Source organism: Pantoea sp. IMH (assembly GCF_000599885.1).
In the GTDB taxonomy this organism is placed as follows: Bacteria; Pseudomonadota; Gammaproteobacteria; order Enterobacterales; family Enterobacteriaceae; genus Erwinia.
Genome location: NZ_JFGT01000004.1, coordinates 67,524 through 83,985, shown reverse-complemented (window position 1 = coordinate 83,985; position 16,462 = coordinate 67,524). Strand labels below are relative to the sequence as shown.

Annotated in this window: 14 protein-coding genes, 5 tRNA genes and 2 other RNA genes; 17 read left to right on the top strand and 4 right to left on the bottom strand. The window is 55.8% G+C overall.

The window, feature by feature from the left end; all coding sequences use genetic code 11:
* Positions 1–8: 8 nt before the first annotated feature.
* The 17 genes from wecB to EA20_RS20125 all read left to right on the top strand — a co-directional run bounded on the left by wecB (position 9) and on the right by EA20_RS20125 (position 11,700).
* Positions 9–1,139, top strand: a complete 1,131-nt coding sequence (wecB, locus tag EA20_RS0106830) for a non-hydrolyzing UDP-N-acetylglucosamine 2-epimerase (protein WP_038381543.1) — start codon at positions 9–11, stop codon at positions 1,137–1,139.
* Entirely contained in the window at positions 1,136–2,398 is a 1,263-nt protein-coding gene (gene wecC, locus EA20_RS0106825; RefSeq protein WP_024966114.1) for a UDP-N-acetyl-D-mannosamine dehydrogenase, read from the top strand. Before wecB ends, wecC begins: the two co-directional genes overlap by 4 nt.
* A complete protein-coding gene (gene rfbB, locus EA20_RS0106820; protein ID WP_024966113.1) occupies positions 2,395–3,462 on the top strand; it encodes a dTDP-glucose 4,6-dehydratase in 1,068 nt (355 codons plus the stop codon). Before wecC ends, rfbB begins: the two co-directional genes overlap by 4 nt.
* Positions 3,463–3,487: 25 nt before the next feature.
* Entirely contained in the window at positions 3,488–4,369 is an 882-nt protein-coding gene (gene rfbA / locus EA20_RS0106815; protein ID WP_024966112.1) for a glucose-1-phosphate thymidylyltransferase RfbA, read from the top strand.
* Positions 4,347–5,039, top strand: coding sequence for a dTDP-4-amino-4,6-dideoxy-D-galactose acyltransferase (gene rffC / locus EA20_RS0106810; RefSeq protein ID WP_024966111.1), 693 nt, complete (start codon positions 4,347–4,349; stop codon positions 5,037–5,039). Before rfbA ends, rffC begins: the two co-directional genes overlap by 23 nt.
* A gap of 4 nt (positions 5,040–5,043) precedes the next feature.
* A complete protein-coding gene (gene rffA / locus EA20_RS0106805; RefSeq protein WP_024966110.1) occupies positions 5,044–6,174 on the top strand; it encodes a dTDP-4-amino-4,6-dideoxygalactose transaminase in 1,131 nt (376 codons plus the stop codon).
* A gap of 1 nt (position 6,175) precedes the next feature.
* Complete coding sequence (gene wzxE, locus EA20_RS0106800) at positions 6,176–7,426, top strand: lipid III flippase WzxE (RefSeq protein WP_024966109.1); 1,251 nt, start codon at positions 6,176–6,178, stop codon at positions 7,424–7,426.
* Positions 7,423–8,496, top strand: coding sequence for a TDP-N-acetylfucosamine:lipid II N-acetylfucosaminyltransferase (locus EA20_RS0106795; protein ID WP_024966108.1), 1,074 nt, complete (start codon positions 7,423–7,425; stop codon positions 8,494–8,496). Before wzxE ends, EA20_RS0106795 begins: the two co-directional genes overlap by 4 nt.
* Complete coding sequence (wzyE, locus tag EA20_RS0106790) at positions 8,493–9,854, top strand: ECA oligosaccharide polymerase (protein WP_024966107.1); 1,362 nt, start codon at positions 8,493–8,495, stop codon at positions 9,852–9,854. The genes EA20_RS0106795 and wzyE overlap by 4 nt, the downstream gene beginning before the upstream one ends.
* A 42-nt stretch (positions 9,855–9,896) precedes the next feature.
* Entirely contained in the window at positions 9,897–10,637 is a 741-nt protein-coding gene (gene wecG / locus EA20_RS0106785; RefSeq protein WP_024966106.1) for a lipopolysaccharide N-acetylmannosaminouronosyltransferase, read from the top strand.
* Positions 10,638–10,816: 179 nt separating this feature from the next.
* Positions 10,817–10,893: transfer RNA gene (locus tag EA20_RS0106780), tRNA-Arg, on the top strand.
* 73 nt (positions 10,894–10,966) lie between these two features.
* Positions 10,967–11,042: transfer RNA gene (locus EA20_RS0106775), tRNA-His, on the top strand.
* A gap of 15 nt (positions 11,043–11,057) precedes the next feature.
* A tRNA-Leu gene (locus tag EA20_RS0106770) sits at positions 11,058–11,144 on the top strand.
* A gap of 28 nt (positions 11,145–11,172) precedes the next feature.
* Positions 11,173–11,249, top strand: a tRNA-Pro gene (locus EA20_RS0106765).
* A 78-nt stretch (positions 11,250–11,327) separates the two neighbouring features.
* Positions 11,328–11,404 (top strand) — tRNA-Pro (locus EA20_RS0106760).
* Between the two features lie 34 nt (positions 11,405–11,438).
* Positions 11,439–11,552, top strand: a non-coding RNA gene (locus tag EA20_RS20130) — RtT sRNA.
* Positions 11,553–11,586: 34 nt separating this feature from the next.
* Positions 11,587–11,700: non-coding RNA, RtT sRNA (locus tag EA20_RS20125), on the top strand.
* A gap of 641 nt (positions 11,701–12,341) precedes the next feature.
* On the opposite strand, the gene hemY is transcribed toward EA20_RS20125, so the two are convergent.
* Genes hemY through hemC form a run of 4 tightly spaced genes read right to left on the bottom strand, consistent with a single transcriptional unit; the run spans position 12,342 to position 16,364 of the window.
* Entirely contained in the window at positions 12,342–13,529 is a 1,188-nt protein-coding gene (hemY, locus tag EA20_RS0106755) for a protoheme IX biogenesis protein HemY (protein ID WP_024966105.1), read from the bottom strand.
* A 2-nt stretch (positions 13,530–13,531) separates the two neighbouring features.
* A complete protein-coding gene (gene hemX, locus EA20_RS0106750) occupies positions 13,532–14,662 on the bottom strand; it encodes a uroporphyrinogen-III C-methyltransferase (RefSeq protein WP_024966104.1) in 1,131 nt (376 codons plus the stop codon).
* A 17-nt stretch (positions 14,663–14,679) separates the two neighbouring features.
* Positions 14,680–15,426 (bottom strand): uroporphyrinogen-III synthase, encoded by a 747-nt coding sequence (hemD, locus tag EA20_RS0106745; protein ID WP_024966103.1) that lies wholly within the window; start codon positions 15,424–15,426, stop codon positions 14,680–14,682.
* Positions 15,423–16,364: a hydroxymethylbilane synthase gene (gene hemC / locus EA20_RS0106740; protein ID WP_024966102.1), complete on the bottom strand. Its 942-nt coding sequence runs from the start codon at positions 16,362–16,364 to the stop codon at positions 15,423–15,425. Before hemC ends, hemD begins: the two co-directional genes overlap by 4 nt.
* Between the last annotated feature and the right edge of the window lie 98 nt (positions 16,365–16,462).

Sequence of the window (16,462 nt, the reverse complement as noted above, 5' to 3'; positions counted from 1 at the left end):
GAGTAACAGTGAAAGTACTAACTGTTTTTGGCACGCGTCCGGAAGCGATCAAGATGGCGCCGCTGGTTCACGCACTCGCGCAGGATAGTGAGATAGAAGCGCGTTTATGCGTTACGGCCCAGCATCGCGAAATGCTGGATCAGGTGCTGCAGCTCTTTGCCATCACCCCCGACTACGATCTCAATATCATGCGCCCTGGTCAGGGGCTGACCGAAGTCACCAGCCGCATCCTTGAGGGCCTGAAGGGCGTTTTCGCCGAATTCACGCCGGATGTGGTATTGGTTCATGGCGATACCACCACCACCTTTGCTGCCAGTCTGGCCGCTTTTTACCATCGTATTCCGGTTGGGCATGTGGAAGCGGGTCTGCGCACGGGCGATCTTTATTCCCCCTGGCCTGAAGAGGCTAACCGGACCCTGACGGGGCATCTGGCGACCTATCATTTCCCGCCCACCGAAGCCGCCAGGCAAAACCTGCTGCGCGAGAACCTGAACGCTTCCCGCATGTTCGTGACCGGTAATACGGTCATTGATGCGCTGTTCTGGGTGCGCGATCGCGTACTGAAAGAGGAATCGCTGCACGCAAGTCTGGCAACGCGTTATCCTTTCTTAGATCCAAACAGGAAGATGATCCTGGTGACTGGCCATCGCCGTGAAAGCTTTGGCGACGGTTTCGAGCGCATCTGTAGCGCGCTGGCGGAGATTGCAAGGCTTCACCCGGATGTTCAGATTGTTTATCCGGTGCACCTGAATCCTAACGTCAGCGAGCCAGTTAACCGCATTCTGCGTGGCATTGAGAACATCGTGCTGATTGAGCCTCAGGAGTATCTGCCGTTCGTCTGGCTGATGGTTCATGCCTGGCTAATCCTGACAGATTCCGGGGGTATTCAGGAGGAGGCGCCTTCGCTGGGTAAACCTGTACTGGTGATGCGTGAGACAACAGAGCGTCCGGAGGCAGTTGAGGCTGGCACGGTGCGGCTGGTAGGAACTGATGTGCAGAAAATCGTCAGCGAAGCGACCCGCCTGCTGACCGATGAAGAAGCGTATCACTCTATGAGCCGCGCCCATAACCCTTACGGCGACGGACTGGCCTGCCAGCGTATCGTTGATGCCCTGAAAAATAACCGGATTTCTTTATGACTTTTAACACTATTTCTGTGATCGGCCTGGGCTATATCGGCCTGCCGACTGCCGCCGCCTTTGCTTCCCGCCAGAAAAAAGTGGTGGGCATCGATATTAATGCCCACGCCGTGGAAACCATCAACCGCGGTGAAATTCACATCGTCGAACCCGATCTGGACAGGGTCGTGAAAAAGGCGGTTGAGCAGGGCTTTCTGCGGGCGGCAACGCAGCCTGAACCTGCCGATGCCTTTCTGATTGCAGTTCCCACGCCGTTTAAAGACGATCACCAGCCGGACCTGACATGGGTTAAGGCGGCAGCGGGATCGATTGCGCCCGTATTGAAACGCGGCGACTTAGTGATCCTTGAGTCAACCTCGCCGGTAGGCGCCACCGAGCTGATGGCCGGATGGCTGGCGGCGGCAAGACCCGATCTGACGTTTCCCCAACAGGCAGGCGATGAGGCCGATATCCATATCGCCTACTGCCCGGAACGTGTCCTGCCGGGCAAGGTGATGGAAGAACTGGTGACCAATGATCGGGTCATTGGCGGCATGACATCCACCAGTGCTGCCCTGGCCTGCGATCTGTACAGGATTTTCCTGAAAGGCGAATGCGTCACCACTAACGCCCGCACGGCGGAGATGTGCAAGCTCACCGAGAACAGCTTTCGCGACGTCAACATCGCCTTCGCCAACGAATTGTCGCTTATCTGCGCCGATCAGGGGATTAATGTCTGGGAGCTGATAGCCCTCGCCAACCGTCATCCCCGCGTAAATATCCTGCAGCCTGGTCCTGGCGTTGGCGGCCACTGCATTGCCGTCGACCCCTGGTTTATCGTGGCGCAAAATCCGGTACAGGCCCGTCTGATCCGCACCGCGCGTGAAGTCAACGACGGCAAGCCTCACTGGGTGCTTGAGCAGGTGAAAAAAGCGCTGGCCGACTGTCTGGCGAACAGCGATAAACGCGCCAGCGAACTGAAAATCGCCTGTTTTGGGCTGGCGTTCAAACCTGATATTGATGATCTGCGCGAAAGTCCGGCAATGGATGTGACCAGCATGATTATCGGCTGGCATCCCGGCCAGACGCTGGTCGTTGAGCCGAATATTAATCAGCTTCCTCCCGCGCTGGCGGGTAAAGCGTCGCTGGTGCCACTGGAGACTGCATTACAGCAGGCTGATGTACTGGTCATGCTGGTGGATCATACCCCGTTCAAAGCGGTAGACGTAACGCACATAACGTCGCAGTGGATCGTTGATACCAAGGGAGTCTGGCGATGAAACGCGTTCTGGTCACGGGAGGCGCCGGTTTTATCGGTTCCGCCGTCGTGCGGCATATTCTCAACACCACTGATGATTCGGTGCTGGTGCTCGACAAACTGACCTATGCCGGCAACCTGACCTCTCTTGCCAGCGTGGCCGACAACCCCCGGTTTGCCTTTGAAAAAGTGGATATCTGCGATCGTGCCGCTGTCGATCGGGCGATAACGGGCTACCGGCCCGATCTCATCATGCATCTGGCTGCGGAAAGCCATGTTGATCGCTCCATCGACGGGCCGATAGCCTTTGTCGAGACGAATATCATCGGCACCTATATGATGCTGGAAGCCTCCCGCCATTACCGGGCAACCCTGCCGGAGGCAGAAAAAGCCGCGTTTCGCTTTCACCATATCTCGACGGATGAAGTCTTTGGCGATCTGGAAAACGACACTGACTTTTTCGTTGAAACCACACCTTACGCACCCAGCAGCCCCTATTCGGCGACCAAAGCCAGCAGCGACCACCTTGTCCGCGCCTGGCAACGCACCTATGGCCTGCCGGTTGTGGTGACAAATTGTTCAAACAACTATGGGCCTTACCATTTCCCGGAAAAACTGATCCCGCTGATGATTATCAACGCCCTGGCCGGGAAACCGCTGCCGGTGTATGGCGATGGCGCGCAGATCCGCGACTGGCTTTATGTTGAAGATCACGCCGCCGCCCTCTATCTGGTCGCCAGAGAAGGGAAACCGGGTGAAACCTATAATATCGGTGGGCATAACGAACGCCGTAATCTGGAGGTCGTGGAGACTATCTGCGATCTGCTTGATGAGCTGGCGGAGAGCAAACCGGCGGGCATCGCCCATTTTCGCGACCTTATTCAGTTCGTTGCCGACAGGCCCGGTCACGATCGCCGTTATGCGATTGATGCCGGAAAAATCGAACGTGAGCTGGGCTGGCGGCCACAGGAAACGTTTGAGTCAGGTATGCGCAAAACGGTCAGCTGGTATCTGGCCAACCGCCCCTGGTGGCAAGGCATACTCGACGGCAGCTATCAGGGTGAACGTTTAGGGTTATCGCTATGATCGACTGCGTATCCGGGAGCAAAAGATGAAAGGTATTATATTGGCCGGGGGATCGGGCACGCGCCTCTATCCCATCACGCGGGGAATCTCGAAACAGCTGCTGCCGGTTTACGATAAGCCGATGATTTACTATCCGCTGTCGGTACTGATGCTGGCGGGGATCCGCGATATCCTGATTATCACTACGCCGGAAGATAAGCCGCATTTCCAGCGCCTTCTGGGCAACGGTGACGAGTTTGGTATCCAGCTCACCTACGCCGTGCAGGAGCAGCCGGACGGCCTTGCCCAGGCTTTTATCATCGGTGAAGCTTTTCTTAACGGGGAAAGCTGCTGCCTGGTACTCGGCGATAACATCTTCTTTGGGCAGGGATTCAGTCCTAAGCTCAGGCAGGTTGCCGCGCAAAATCAGGGTGCAACGGTCTTTGGCTATCAGGTTATGGATCCCGAACGTTTCGGCGTGGTGGAATTTGACGATGCGTTCCGCGCCCTCTCTATTGAAGAAAAACCGGAAGCGCCAAAATCCCGCTGGGCGGTTACCGGACTCTATTTTTATGATAACCAGGTGGTGGATTTTGCAAAGCGCGTTCAGCCTTCTGTGCGCGGCGAGCTTGAGATCACCAGCATCAATCAGATGTACCTGGAAAAAGGCGAGCTGAACGTCCAGCTACTGGGGCGCGGATTTGCCTGGCTTGATACCGGTACTCACGACAGCCTGATTGAAGCCAGCACCTTTGTGCAAACCGTGGAAAAACGTCAGGGATTTAAAATTGCCTGTCTGGAAGAGATCGGCTGGCGTAATGGCTGGCTGTCGGATGAGGACGTGCGTCGTTCAGCCCAGGCGCTGGCCAAAACCGGCTACGGCCACTATCTGGTAGATCTGCTAAATGCCCGTCCACGCCAGTATTAACTCCCTGCAATGGGAGAGTGAATTTTTTAACCTGAAAGTCGGGCTGCTCGACTTTTCAGGCGATCGGCCTCTGCATCAGGCTGACTTTCACGCTTATGACATCGTGCAGGCCAAACTGCTCTCTCAGCAGACGGCGGAGCTGGATGAGCTTGGCGCGCTGGGCTTTCGCCTGGTGGAAGGCGAGGCGGATTTTGTCATGGGAATTGATGCCGCATCTCGTCCCGCAGGCATCCGCATCGCGCGGGCTGAACATATTCCCGCTCTGCGAAGCGCGGCGGGGGAAGCCTTTGCCTGGAGCCGGTTTCGTTCACCCTGGTATAAGCCGGGTGAAAGCAGCCGGTTTTACGCGCGCTGGATAGAGAATGCGGTTCTGGGCACGTTTGATCATCAATGCCTGCTCGCCGTGGATGACGCCGGTAATATGCAGGGATTTATTTCGTTGCGCGAGCTGTCCGACGGCAGCGCAAGGGTGGGGCTGCTGGCAACACTGCCCGCCTCGCAGGGGCTGGGTGTGGGACAGCGATTACTGGCGGCGGCTTCCGACTGGTGCCGTGCGCGCCGGCTTACACGCCTCCATGTTGCCACGCAGCTGAGTAACCTGCCGGCACTCCGACTTTATCAACGCTGCGGCGGTGTGATAGAACGCACCGCCTGGTGGCTTTACAGGTGACATTATGATCCCGTTTAACGCCCCACCGATCGTGGGAACCGAACTTGAATACATGCAGTCGGCAATGGGCAGCGGCAAACTCTGCGGCGACGGCGGATTTACCCGGCGCTGCCAGCAGTGGATGGAAAACCGCTTCGGTAGCCAGAAAGTGCTGCTGACACCATCCTGCACCGCCTCGCTGGAAATGGCGGCGATACTGATCGACATTCAGCCCGGCGATGAAGTGATAATGCCGAGCTACACCTTTGTCTCTACGGCAAATGCTTTTGTGCTGCGCGGCGCCACCATTGTTTTTGTCGATATCCGTCCCGATACGCTCAATATGGATGAAAGCCTGATTGAGGCGGCGATCACGGACAAAACCAGAGCCATCGTGCCTGTACACTACGCCGGCGTCGCCTGTGATATGGATAGCATTATGGCTATCGCGGATAAGCATAAATTATATGTTATTGAGGATGCCGCACAGGGCGTGATGTCGGGCTACAAAGGCAGGGCGCTGGGCACCATCGGACATATCGGCTGCTTCAGCTTTCACGAAACGAAAAACTACACGGCAGGCGGGGAAGGTGGAGCCACGCTGATTAACGATCCGGCGCTGGTGGAGCGGGCGGAGATCATTCGTGAGAAAGGCACCAATCGCAGCCAGTTCTTTCGCGGGCAGGTGGATAAATATACCTGGCGGGATATCGGTTCAAGCTATCTGATGTCAGATCTGCAAGCCGCCTATCTCTGGGCACAGCTGGAAGCGGCGGAGGTTATTAACGGGCGCCGTCTTCAGCTATGGCAGCGCTACTACGATGCCTTAAAGCCTGTTGCTGCCAGCGGCAGGATCACACTGCCTTCCTTCCCGCCTGACTGTCAGCATAATGCGCATATGTTTTATATTAAGCTGCGAGACAATGAAGATCGCAGCAGCTTGATAGAGTGGCTGAAGGAAGCGGAGATCCTTGCCGTTTTCCACTATATTCCGCTGCACTCTTCACCGGCTGGCGAGCGCTTTGGGCGCTTCCACGGTGAGGATCGCTATACCCAGGCGGAAAGCGAGCGACTGCTGCGGCTGCCCCTGTTTTACAATCTTTCTGATGATGATCAGACGACGATAATCCATTCGTTGCTGAGCTATTTCTCCTGATATGTCGCTGGCTAAAGCTTCAGTGTGGACGGCTGCGTCCACACTGGTCAAAATCGTTGCCGGGCTGCTGGTGGTTAAAATGCTGGCGGTGGCGTTCGGGCCGACCGGCGTCGGTCAGGCAGGTAATTTCCGGCAGTTAGTTACCGTGCTGGGGGTGCTGGCAGGCGCCGGTATCTTCAACGGCGTGACGAAATACGTTGCGGAGTTTCAGCAGCAGCCTCAGTCCCTGAGGGCAGTAACCGGGACCGCTTCCGCGATGGTGCTGGGGTGTTCAGCGCTGCTCGCCGTGATTTTTTTGCTGTTTGCCGGACCCATCAGCATTGGGTTATTCGGCCACGACCGCTATCAGAACGTGGTCAGAATAGTGGCGTTTTTGCAGATCGGTATCGCGCTGGCTAACTTTTCGCTGGCGATTATCAAAGGCTTTCGCGATGCGCGCGGAAACGCGCTGGCGCTGATTATCGGCAGTCTGGCGGGGGTAGCCGCATGGTTTATCTGCTACTGGCTGGGTGGCTACAGCGGTGCGCTGGTCGGGCTGGCGATGGTGCCCGCGCTGGTCGTGGTACCGGCGTTTCTTATGCTGGCGAAGCGTGAGCATCTGCCGCTGCATTATCTTAAGCCCGCCTGGGATGGCGAGATCGCGCGTAACCTGAGCAAATTCACCCTGATGGCGCTGATCACCTCGGTGACTTTACCCATCGCGTGGATCATGATGCGTAACCTGCTGGCAGAACATGATGGCTGGGAGCAGGTCGGCCTGTGGCAGGGGGTGACCAGCATTTCCGATGCCTATCTGCAATTCATCACCGCCTCCTTCAGCGTTTATCTACTGCCGACGCTTTCCCGCCTCACCAGCAAACAGGCGATCTCCCGGGAAATCTTCCGTTCGCTGAGCTTTGTACTGCCCGCCGTCGCGGCCGTCAGTTTCACCGTATGGCTGCTGAGGGATCTGGCCATCTGGCTGCTGTTCTCCAGCCAGTTTTACGGGATGCGCGATCTGTTTGTCTGGCAGCTGACCGGCGACGTGTTCAAAGTGGGCGCCTATGTGTTCGGCTATCTGGTGATTGCCAAAGCCTCGCTGCGCTTCTACATCCTGACGGAGGTGAGCCAGTTCATCCTGTTGACGGCGTTCGCCCACTGGCTGATCCCGCTGCACGGCGCGACCGGGGCGGCGCAGGCCTATATGGCGACATACATGGTTTATTTCACGCTCTGTACCGGCGTATTTCTTCTCTATCGTAGAAAAAAATGATCACATTGATTCACGTTCTGGGTTCGCCCATTCCACACCATAATCAGACCGTACTGCGCTTTTTTAACGAAGTACTCTCTGAAGCGATCCCCACTCAGGTGCCGCGTCAGTTCTGGATTGTTGGCGAGATGCCAGCAGACACCGAATTTGATGCGCTGGCTATCCGCCATTTTTCGGACAAGCGTGACATCGCCCGGGCGGTAACGGCACGCGCAAAGCAGGACCGGCAAACCCGTTTCTTTTTTCACGGGCAGTTCAATCCCGCCCTGTGGCTGGCGGTGTTGACCGGAAAAATCCTTCCAACACAGTTTTACTGGCACATATGGGGCGCCGATCTCTATGAAGCGGGCAGCGGCCTGCGTTTCCGGCTGTTCTATCTGATGCGTCGCCTGGCGCAAAAGCGTGTGGGGCACGTATTCGCCACCCTTGGCGATATTGTCCATCTGCATCGGCGGCATCCGGATCTACCGGCATCATTACTCTATTTTCCTACCCGTATGGCAAAGACGGCGCTGCCGCCGAGGCAGAAAAGCACCGGACTGACGATTCTTGTAGGGAACTCAGGGGATGCCAGTAATCGCCATATTCAGGCGCTGAAGGATATTCATCTGCAGTTTGGCGATACAGTCTCTGTAATTGTGCCGATGGGCTACCCGCCGGGTAATGAGGCTTATATTCAGCAGGTACGGGAAATGGGCGAAAAGCTTTTTCCCACCGGTCAGCTGCATATCCTCAGTGATAAACTTGAATTTACGGACTACTTAGCGCTGCTCGTCCGCTGCGATTTAGGCTATTTTATCTTCGAGCGGCAGCAGGGCATCGGCACGCTTTGCCTGCTGATTCAGGCTAATATCCCCTTTGTGGTGAACCGCAAAAATCCATTCTGGCACGATTTGGCCGGGCAGAATGTCCCGGTGCTGTTTGCCGGTGATGAACTGAACCCCCAGCTTGTGGAAGAGACCCGCCGGCAAATGACGTTGCTGGATAAAACAGCGATTGCGTTTTTCGATCCCGCCTATGTTGACGGCTGGAAGCAGGCGCTCGAGCTGGCTGAAGGAGAGAGGCGATGACAATGGCCGATTTTGCTGGTTTGCTGGTGGTCTATCTTGTTTCGCTGGGGATTATCCTGACGCTGACCTGGCGCGAATTTCGCCGGGTAAAATTTAATTTTAACGTCTTCTTTTCGCTGCTTTTTTTACTGACGTTTTACTTTGGTTTTCCGCTGACCTGTACGCTGGTATTTGGCTTTGATGTGCAGGTTGTGCCGCCGGAATACCTCCTTCAGGCGTTGCTGTCCGCCACCGGCTTCTACGTCATTTATTATGTGAGTTATAAAACCCGTCTCAGGGCTTCGTCAGCGGCGCCGACGCGTCCGGTTTTCACCATAAACCGGGTGGAGTTGCATCTGACATGGGGAATATTGATGCTGATCGCGCTGGGAACTGTGCTGGTGTTTTTTCTGCATAATGGTTTCCTGCTGTTTAAGCTGCACAGCTACAGTCAGATCTTCTCCGCAGAGGTGTCTGGCGTCGCGCTTAAGCGCTTTTTCTATTTCTTTATTCCCGCCATGCTGGTGGTCTACTTCCTCAACCAAAGCTTCCGCAACTGGCTGTTATTTCTGGTCGCTACCGTAAGTTTCGGCCTGTTAACCTATATGATCGTGGGCGGGACGCGGGCCAATATTATTATCGCTTTTGCCCTGTTTCTGTTCATTGGCATCATCCGTGGCTGGATAACGTTGTGGATGCTGGCGTCGGCAGGCGTGGCGGGCGTTATCGGGATGTTCTGGCTGGCGCTGAGGCGCTATAACCTGGATGTCAGCGGCGCAGAGGCCTTTTATACTTTTCTCTATCTGACGCGCGATACTTTCTCGCCCTGGGAGAACCTTGGCCTGCTGTTGCAAAACTATGACAAAATTGATTTTCAGGGACTGGCGCCGATAGTGCGTGACTTCTACGTATTTATTCCCAGCTGGCTCTGGCCGGAGCGGCCTTCTCTGGTGCTGAACAGCGCAAATTATTTTACCTGGGAAGTGCTGAATAACCATTCGGGGCTGGCTATTTCGCCAACGATTATCGGCTCGCTGGTGGTGATGGGCGGCGTCTGGTTTATTCCGCTGGGCGCGGTGGCAGTCGGGCTGATTATTAAATGGTTCGACTGGCTGTACCAAAAAGGCCAGCAGGAAAGTAACCGCTATAAGGCGGCTATTCTGCAAAGCTTCTGCTTCGGTGCGGTGTTCAATATGATTGTGCTCGCCAGGGAAGGGGTGGACGCTTTTGCTTCCCGCGTGGTGTTCTTCTGCCTGATCTTTGCTGTAACGGTCATTATCGCCAAGCTGCTTTACTGGCTTTTTGATCGGGCAGGATTAGTACGTGTCAGAAAATCAGCGCAGGCTCTGCCGGTAAAACATCCCACTTATCAGGGCTGACTGATGGCCCACATTGTTCCATTTGAACCGAAGGAAAAGATCATGGATGCCCCATCCACAGTACCGCAGTATCAGATCCGTGGTATCACGCTGCTGGGTTTTCGCGATATGGCCGGGTTCCTTGACTACCTCTATCAGGGAGAAACCCTCAAAACCGGTACGCTGGTCGCTATTAATGCAGAAAAAGTGCTCAAGACTGAAAGCCAGCCCGAAATTAAGCAGCTTATTAACGCGGCGGAATATAAATATGCGGATGGCATCAGTATTGTTCGCGCCATCCGGAAAAAGTATCCACAGGCGGAGGTTAGCCGGATAGCTGGAGCCGATCTCTGGGAGGCGCTGATGGCGCGAGCCGGGCGTGAAGGTACACCCGTTTTCCTCATCGGTGGCCAGCCAGCGATTCTGGAGCAGACCACAGATAAGCTTCGCCGTCAGTGGAACGTCAATATCGTTGGTGCGCAGGACGGTTACTTTCCCCCTGGCGAACGTGAGGCGCTATTTGCCCAGATTGCCGCCAGCGGAGCCAGAATTGTCACTGTTGCGATGGGGTCGCCGCGGCAGGAGATTCTTATGCAGGATTGCAAGGCGGCGTATCCCGATGCGCTTTATATGGGCGTAGGCGGCACCTACGACGTGTTTACCGGTCACGTTAAGCGCGCCCCCAAGATCTGGCAGAATATGGGCCTTGAATGGCTCTACCGGCTTATTGTGCAGCCTTCGCGTCTGAGTCGTCAGCTCAGTTTGCTGAAATTTCTCAATTATTACCTGCGCGGCGATCTTTAATTTCATCAACAGACAAAGTAATAGTGGCTGACTGGTGAGGGTTTTTCGGCCAGATTTTGTGCAAAATGTACGTGATTCAGACAGAACGCACAAAGCGTAAGCAAACAGGTGTATTTGTGAAAAAAGCACTGGACAGGATCGGCTCAAATCCGTAGTATGCCCATCCGCAACGGCGCTATGCGCCCGTAGCTCAGCTGGATAGAGCGCTGCCCTCCGGAGGCAGAGGTCTCAGGTTCGAATCCTGTCGGGCGCACCATTAAGTTGTGTGCAAGAGCTGCGGTGGTAATAACCGCGTTAGTAAAGAAGTAAGCAGTAAAGTAGTAGGGGTGGTGGCTATAGCTCAGTTGGTAGAGCCCTGGATTGTGATTCCAGTTGTCGTGGGTTCGAGTCCCATTAGCCACCCCAGATTTTGTCAGGTATGCGAAGGTGGCGGAATTGGTAGACGCGCTAGCTTCAGGTGTTAGTGTCTTAACGGACGTGAGGGTTCAAGTCCCTCTCTTCGCACCACAAAATCAGCAGTAAGAGATGTACTCGTCGGCGAGTAGCGCAGCTTGGTAGCGCAACTGGTTTGGGACCAGTGGGTCGGAGGTTCGAATCCTCTCTCGCCGACCACTTTTTCAAAACCTTGCTGAGGCAGGGTTTTCTGCTTAAGGTCTGCGGATCTGAGCAACAGCAGTAGCAGTACGATTTCGGCGAGTAGCGCAGCTTGGTAGCGCAACTGGTTTGGGACCAGTGGGTCGGAGGTTCGAATCCTCTCTCGCCGACCATTTTAGAAAAGGCCAGCTTCCGAGCTGGCCTTTTTGTCTCTGTTGCTCACAGAGGATGAGAACCTCCGAAGGAGGTTTGAGCCGAGCGCAGCGAGACAACGTTGCTTCAGCAACGGCCCGAAGGGGAATCATCCTCTCTCGCCGACCATTTTAGAAAAGGCCAGCTTCCGAGCTGGCCTTTTTGTCTCTGTTGCTCACAGAGGATGAGAACCTCCGAAGGAGGTTTGAGCCGGGCGCAGCGAGACAACGTTGCTTCAGCAACGGCCCGAAGGGGAATCATCCTCTCTCGCCGACCATTTTAGAAAAGGCCAGCTTCCGAGCTGGCCTTTTTGTCTCTGTTGCTCACAGAGGATGAGAACCTCCGAAGGAGGTTTGAGCCGGGCGCAGCGAGACAACGTTGCTTCGATTCTCCCTTTTCCTCTCATGACAACGTTATCAACGTATTCATTGATGTCACGTGACCATTCGATCGCTCCATATGCTCACTGCTGTCTGTCCGCATTCGCCGTTCTGCCTGACAGCCTCAACACTTTCCTTCGTCTTATACTGCAACGGCGCGTATGTCACCGTAGATGTCATTTTAAATAACGCATAAACACCCGATGGCTATATAGCGCAGCGGCTCCTCTCTGTGGCATGCGCTGTGCTATATTAGTGGGGTAGATGCTCATTCCACTTCTTATGCTTGCTTAGGCTTCATAAACCCGGGAATGATGCAGAGCCCTTTAGGGTACCTGTTGTCCACCCACCCATATCGTCGCAAGACCTTACGGGAGTCCGGATACTACGTTGAGTCAGGTACCAGCCAATTTGTTTTACCGATCTGAATTTTGCACCTGCCTTCTGGCAGGTGTTTTTTTTGGTTTGTGCCGGGGTAATTCAGCTCGGCGGGCAAAAAAAAGCCGGGCGGATGCCCGGCATTGCAGTAACTCGTTAATCAGTTACTCTTCAGCGTCAGTAACAGGCCGTCACGTCGCATTTCAGCCGCTTCCTCAGGCTTATGCAGGCGATCCAGCGTATCCGCCAGCCAGGCATAATCAAAGGCATCAGGACGCTGCTTGAGCGCCTCTCTGAATGCTTCGCTTGCGCGCTCCCATTCGCCGTGTTTCATCAGTAGCTGACCGAGTGTGCTTTGCAGTAGCGGCGTTGCGCCATGCTGCTTAATCTGCTGACGCAGGGCTTTCTCCAGCTGCTCGGGATTGCCTGCGTTGAGGCGAGGCATCAGCAGGATCAGGCGCTCGTCATAGCCACGCTTAAGGCCATCGAGCACGATTTCCTGCGCCGTATCATGATCGTTGCAGACAATTAAGTGATCTGCCATCGCCACCTGCAGTGCGGGCTCATGACGGGTCTTCCGGCTCTGGGCCTGCCACCAGCTTTTCAGGCCTTCGCTGCCCTGTTCCGCCATCGCCTGATTCATCAGACCCAGCCAGGCATCCTGCTTCAGCGCCACGCGATGCGCTTCATCGCCTACCTGGGCTTTTTCCATTGAAGGCAGGATGTCCAGCAGGGCGTTCCACGCACCGGTACGGACATAGGCCTGTTCGGCCAGGCGTAGCACCTCTGGATGACGGGGAGCCACTTCAAGCAGCCGGTCGATGCCGTGGCGGGCGGCATGATCTTCATTGCGTGCCAGCTGAATACGGACACGAGTAATTTCAACCGGCAACTGATCGCCGCCTGCCAGTTCTGCTGCGCGTTCAAGGTGCTGATTCGCACGGATTTCATCGCCACGCTGCTGAGCCGCTTCCGCCGCCAGCAGATAGTTCACCACCGGCTGTTCAGCATGATCGGCATTGCGGGAAAGCAGCTTCTCAACCTGGCGGTAATCCCCCTCCGCCAGCTTAATCAGTGCGGCGTTAGTTTGCTTACGGGCGCGTTTGCCTTTGCGGCCCCGGAACCAGCCACGGGTACGGGCGCCGGTTCTGAGCAGACGACGCAGCACCCACTCGACAATCAGAATGGCGATAAGCGTCAGGATCAGGATAATCGCCAGACCGGTTACGCTGGTTTCGATATTCCAGCCGTCAGTCTGGATCAGCACATAACCCTGATGCCCGGCCAGCAAAGGCCCAAGGACCACGCCCGCCATCAATAACAGAAAAAGTATCAGAACTTTTAGCATGCTTATTCTCCCTGCTGCTGTTGTCCTGCGCCGGGCTGAGCCAGCAGGCTGCGTACGCGCGTTTGCATCAGTTTATCCAGCATCGGCTGGCTTTGCAGCGCTTCAGGTAGATCCATCGACACGCTTTGCTGACTCAGTTCATCCAGCTGGCTCAGGAAGGTTTTTGTCGCCGGGTCCCGGCTGTCAAACCAGGCGCGAACCCAGGCTGAAACCGTATCAATTGACTGTCGGTAGATTTCATCCTGATGACGAGGTACCGCCTGTGCGGCGATCAGCAGACGTGAACGGATATTTTCACGCAGATAAACATCCTGATTCGGGGCAAGAAGCGGTTCAGCGGTGGTGTCACGACGGCGGATGGTAATGAAATCATCCATAAAGTTGTGCCAGCTTTTCACCAGATTCTGGCGCCATTCGCGCAGCGAAGAAGAGAGCTCACCACTGTCAGCGTCCATAGGCGCGTCATCACTGTCGCTGTCAGCGAGCCGCAGATTATCCACGCCGTTAGCGAGCTGATTCAGTTTGAGAATGGTTCCGTCATAGTCAACCTGACTGAGCGCCGCCAGGGTACTGATATCATTATTCAGCGCGCGGCGGGCTTCGATCAGGCTGGGATCGTTCATATCCGCCAGGCTGGCGTCCGCGCTTTTCAGCAGGGCGACCGCGGTGGTGACATCCTGATCGCTCCACAGTTTACGTCCGGCAAGCTTCACCAGGTAATCTGCCTGAGCCAGCAGCCAGGTCTGAGCATCGTTACCGGAAATGGTGGCGACTTTCTGTTTCAGCTCATCAAGCTGCTGGCTGGTGGCAGCCTGCTGCTGGCGTACCCTGTCCAGCTCGCCGGTTGTCGTTGTGAGCTGCTGTTCCAGCGTTTTTTTGTCGCCGTTGGCTTGCTGCTGCAAATCAGCAATCTGCTCAGACAGCGCCTCATTGCTGGCGGCCTGCTGCTGCGCCAGACGTTGACCGTAAAAGTAGAGGCCAGCACCTGAGGCCAGCGCGATAGCGATAGCCAGTATGGCCAGCTTCGTGCCGGTGTTGTTAGCTTTGCGGCGTGGCTTTTGCTCCGGAGTTGAAGGATTGACCGCCGGAGTGGTCTCCTCAACTATGGCAGAGGAATCTTTTTGTTCCGTCATTGTCGCTCTTCCCATCTTTAAGTTTGTTGTAACGCTCGTAACAACGCGTCGTTATCGGCACCATCGGCTACCCGGATATTTTGCCAACGCAGTTCCTTTGCACGGATTGCCAGGCGTTCACTGACGACAATCAGCCGGCAGCGCAAAAGCCACTCCTCACGATCTATCTCAAGGAACAGCGAATAGAGCTGTTGCAGCATTTCGCCGCTGGTCACGACCAGCGTATCAATTCCGCGATCCCGCCAGCGACGGCCTTCCGCCGCGCCCTGATAGATCTTCGCACAGCGTTGATAGCATTCGACAAACTGTACATCAGCGCCGCGCTGTTGCAAGGTTTCCGCCAGTAATTCACGGCCACCGTTGCCACGCAATATCAGCGCACGTTTGCCGGCGACCTGTTGCAGCGCCGGGAGCTGAATCAGGACTTCGCTGGTCTCACGTTCGTGCGGCCAGATAACGTTCAGGCCGCTGGCGGCGTGAAACGTCATGGCGGTGGTGCGCCCTATAGCATAGTAGTTCAGGCTGGAGGGCCATGTGGCACCCGCCCTGGCCATTGCTGGCTGGGCATAATGAATAGCATGCTGCGACAAAATAAAGACTAAATCGCCGGACTGCAGTGCATTCAGTTCGCCGGGCAGGCTGTCTAACGCTGTGCCGGGGGTGAACTCGATAAGCGGCATCGCCCACGCTTCCCTGCCTGCGTTACGCAACCGGCTGACCAGCTCCTGCGCAGCCGGTTCGGGACGCGTGACGAGGATGGTCATACGGGAGGATTTCCCTGATAAACGTCCCTGAGAATTTCACGTGCGCCGTGGTCCAGCAGCTCTTCCGCCAGGGAGATCCCCATTTTCTCGGCATCCTCGCGCGGGCCGCGCCGCTCGCCACGGATCATTTTCGTGCCGTCCGGTGAACCCACCAGTCCGCGCAGCCACAGCGTTTCGTCCTCCAGCACGGCGTAACTGCCGATGGGAACCTGGCAGCCACCTTCGAGACGGGTATTCATGGCGCGTTCCGCTTTTACGCGCGTGGCGGTATCCTCATCGTTAAGCGCGGCGAGCAGCGTAATGGTCTGGGCATCATCCAGACGACACTCAATCCCGACGGCGCCCTGACCTACCGCCGGCAACGACTCTTCGGCAGGCATGGCGTGGCGAATACGCTCACCCAGGCCCAGGCGTTTCAGACCGGCCACGGCCAGGATAATGGCATCATATTCGCCCGCATCGAGCTTACCGAGGCGCGTACCGACATTGCCGCGCAGGGAATGAATGCGCAGATCCGGGCGCCGTGCGCTCAGCTGGCACTGTCGACGCAGGCTTGAGGTACCGACCACCGCACCCTCAGGCAGCGCATCAACCGAGTCGTAGTGGTTAGAAACGAAAGCATCAAGCGGATCTTCACGTTCACAGATCGTCACCAGTCCCAGACCTTCCGGGAAATCAATCGGCACGTCTTTCATGGAATGAACGGCGATATCCGCGCGATCGGAAAGCATCGCCAGCTCCAGTTCTTTGACAAAAAGCCCCTTGCCGCCAACCTTCGCCAGCGGGGTGTCGAGGATCACATCCCCTTTGGTCACCATAGGGACCAGCTCAACGCGAAGCCCCGGATGGCAAGCCATCAGGCGCTGTTGAACATAATGGGCCTGCCACAGGGCAAGCGGACTTTGTCGGGTGGCAATTCTTAAAATTTTGTCTAACATGCTTCTTACCGTTTTGATCGTTCATTGATTATCCTATCATTGATACTGGAATGCTGTCAGTTTCCACGGTTTTAAACGGCAGGAAAGGGACGGATTCT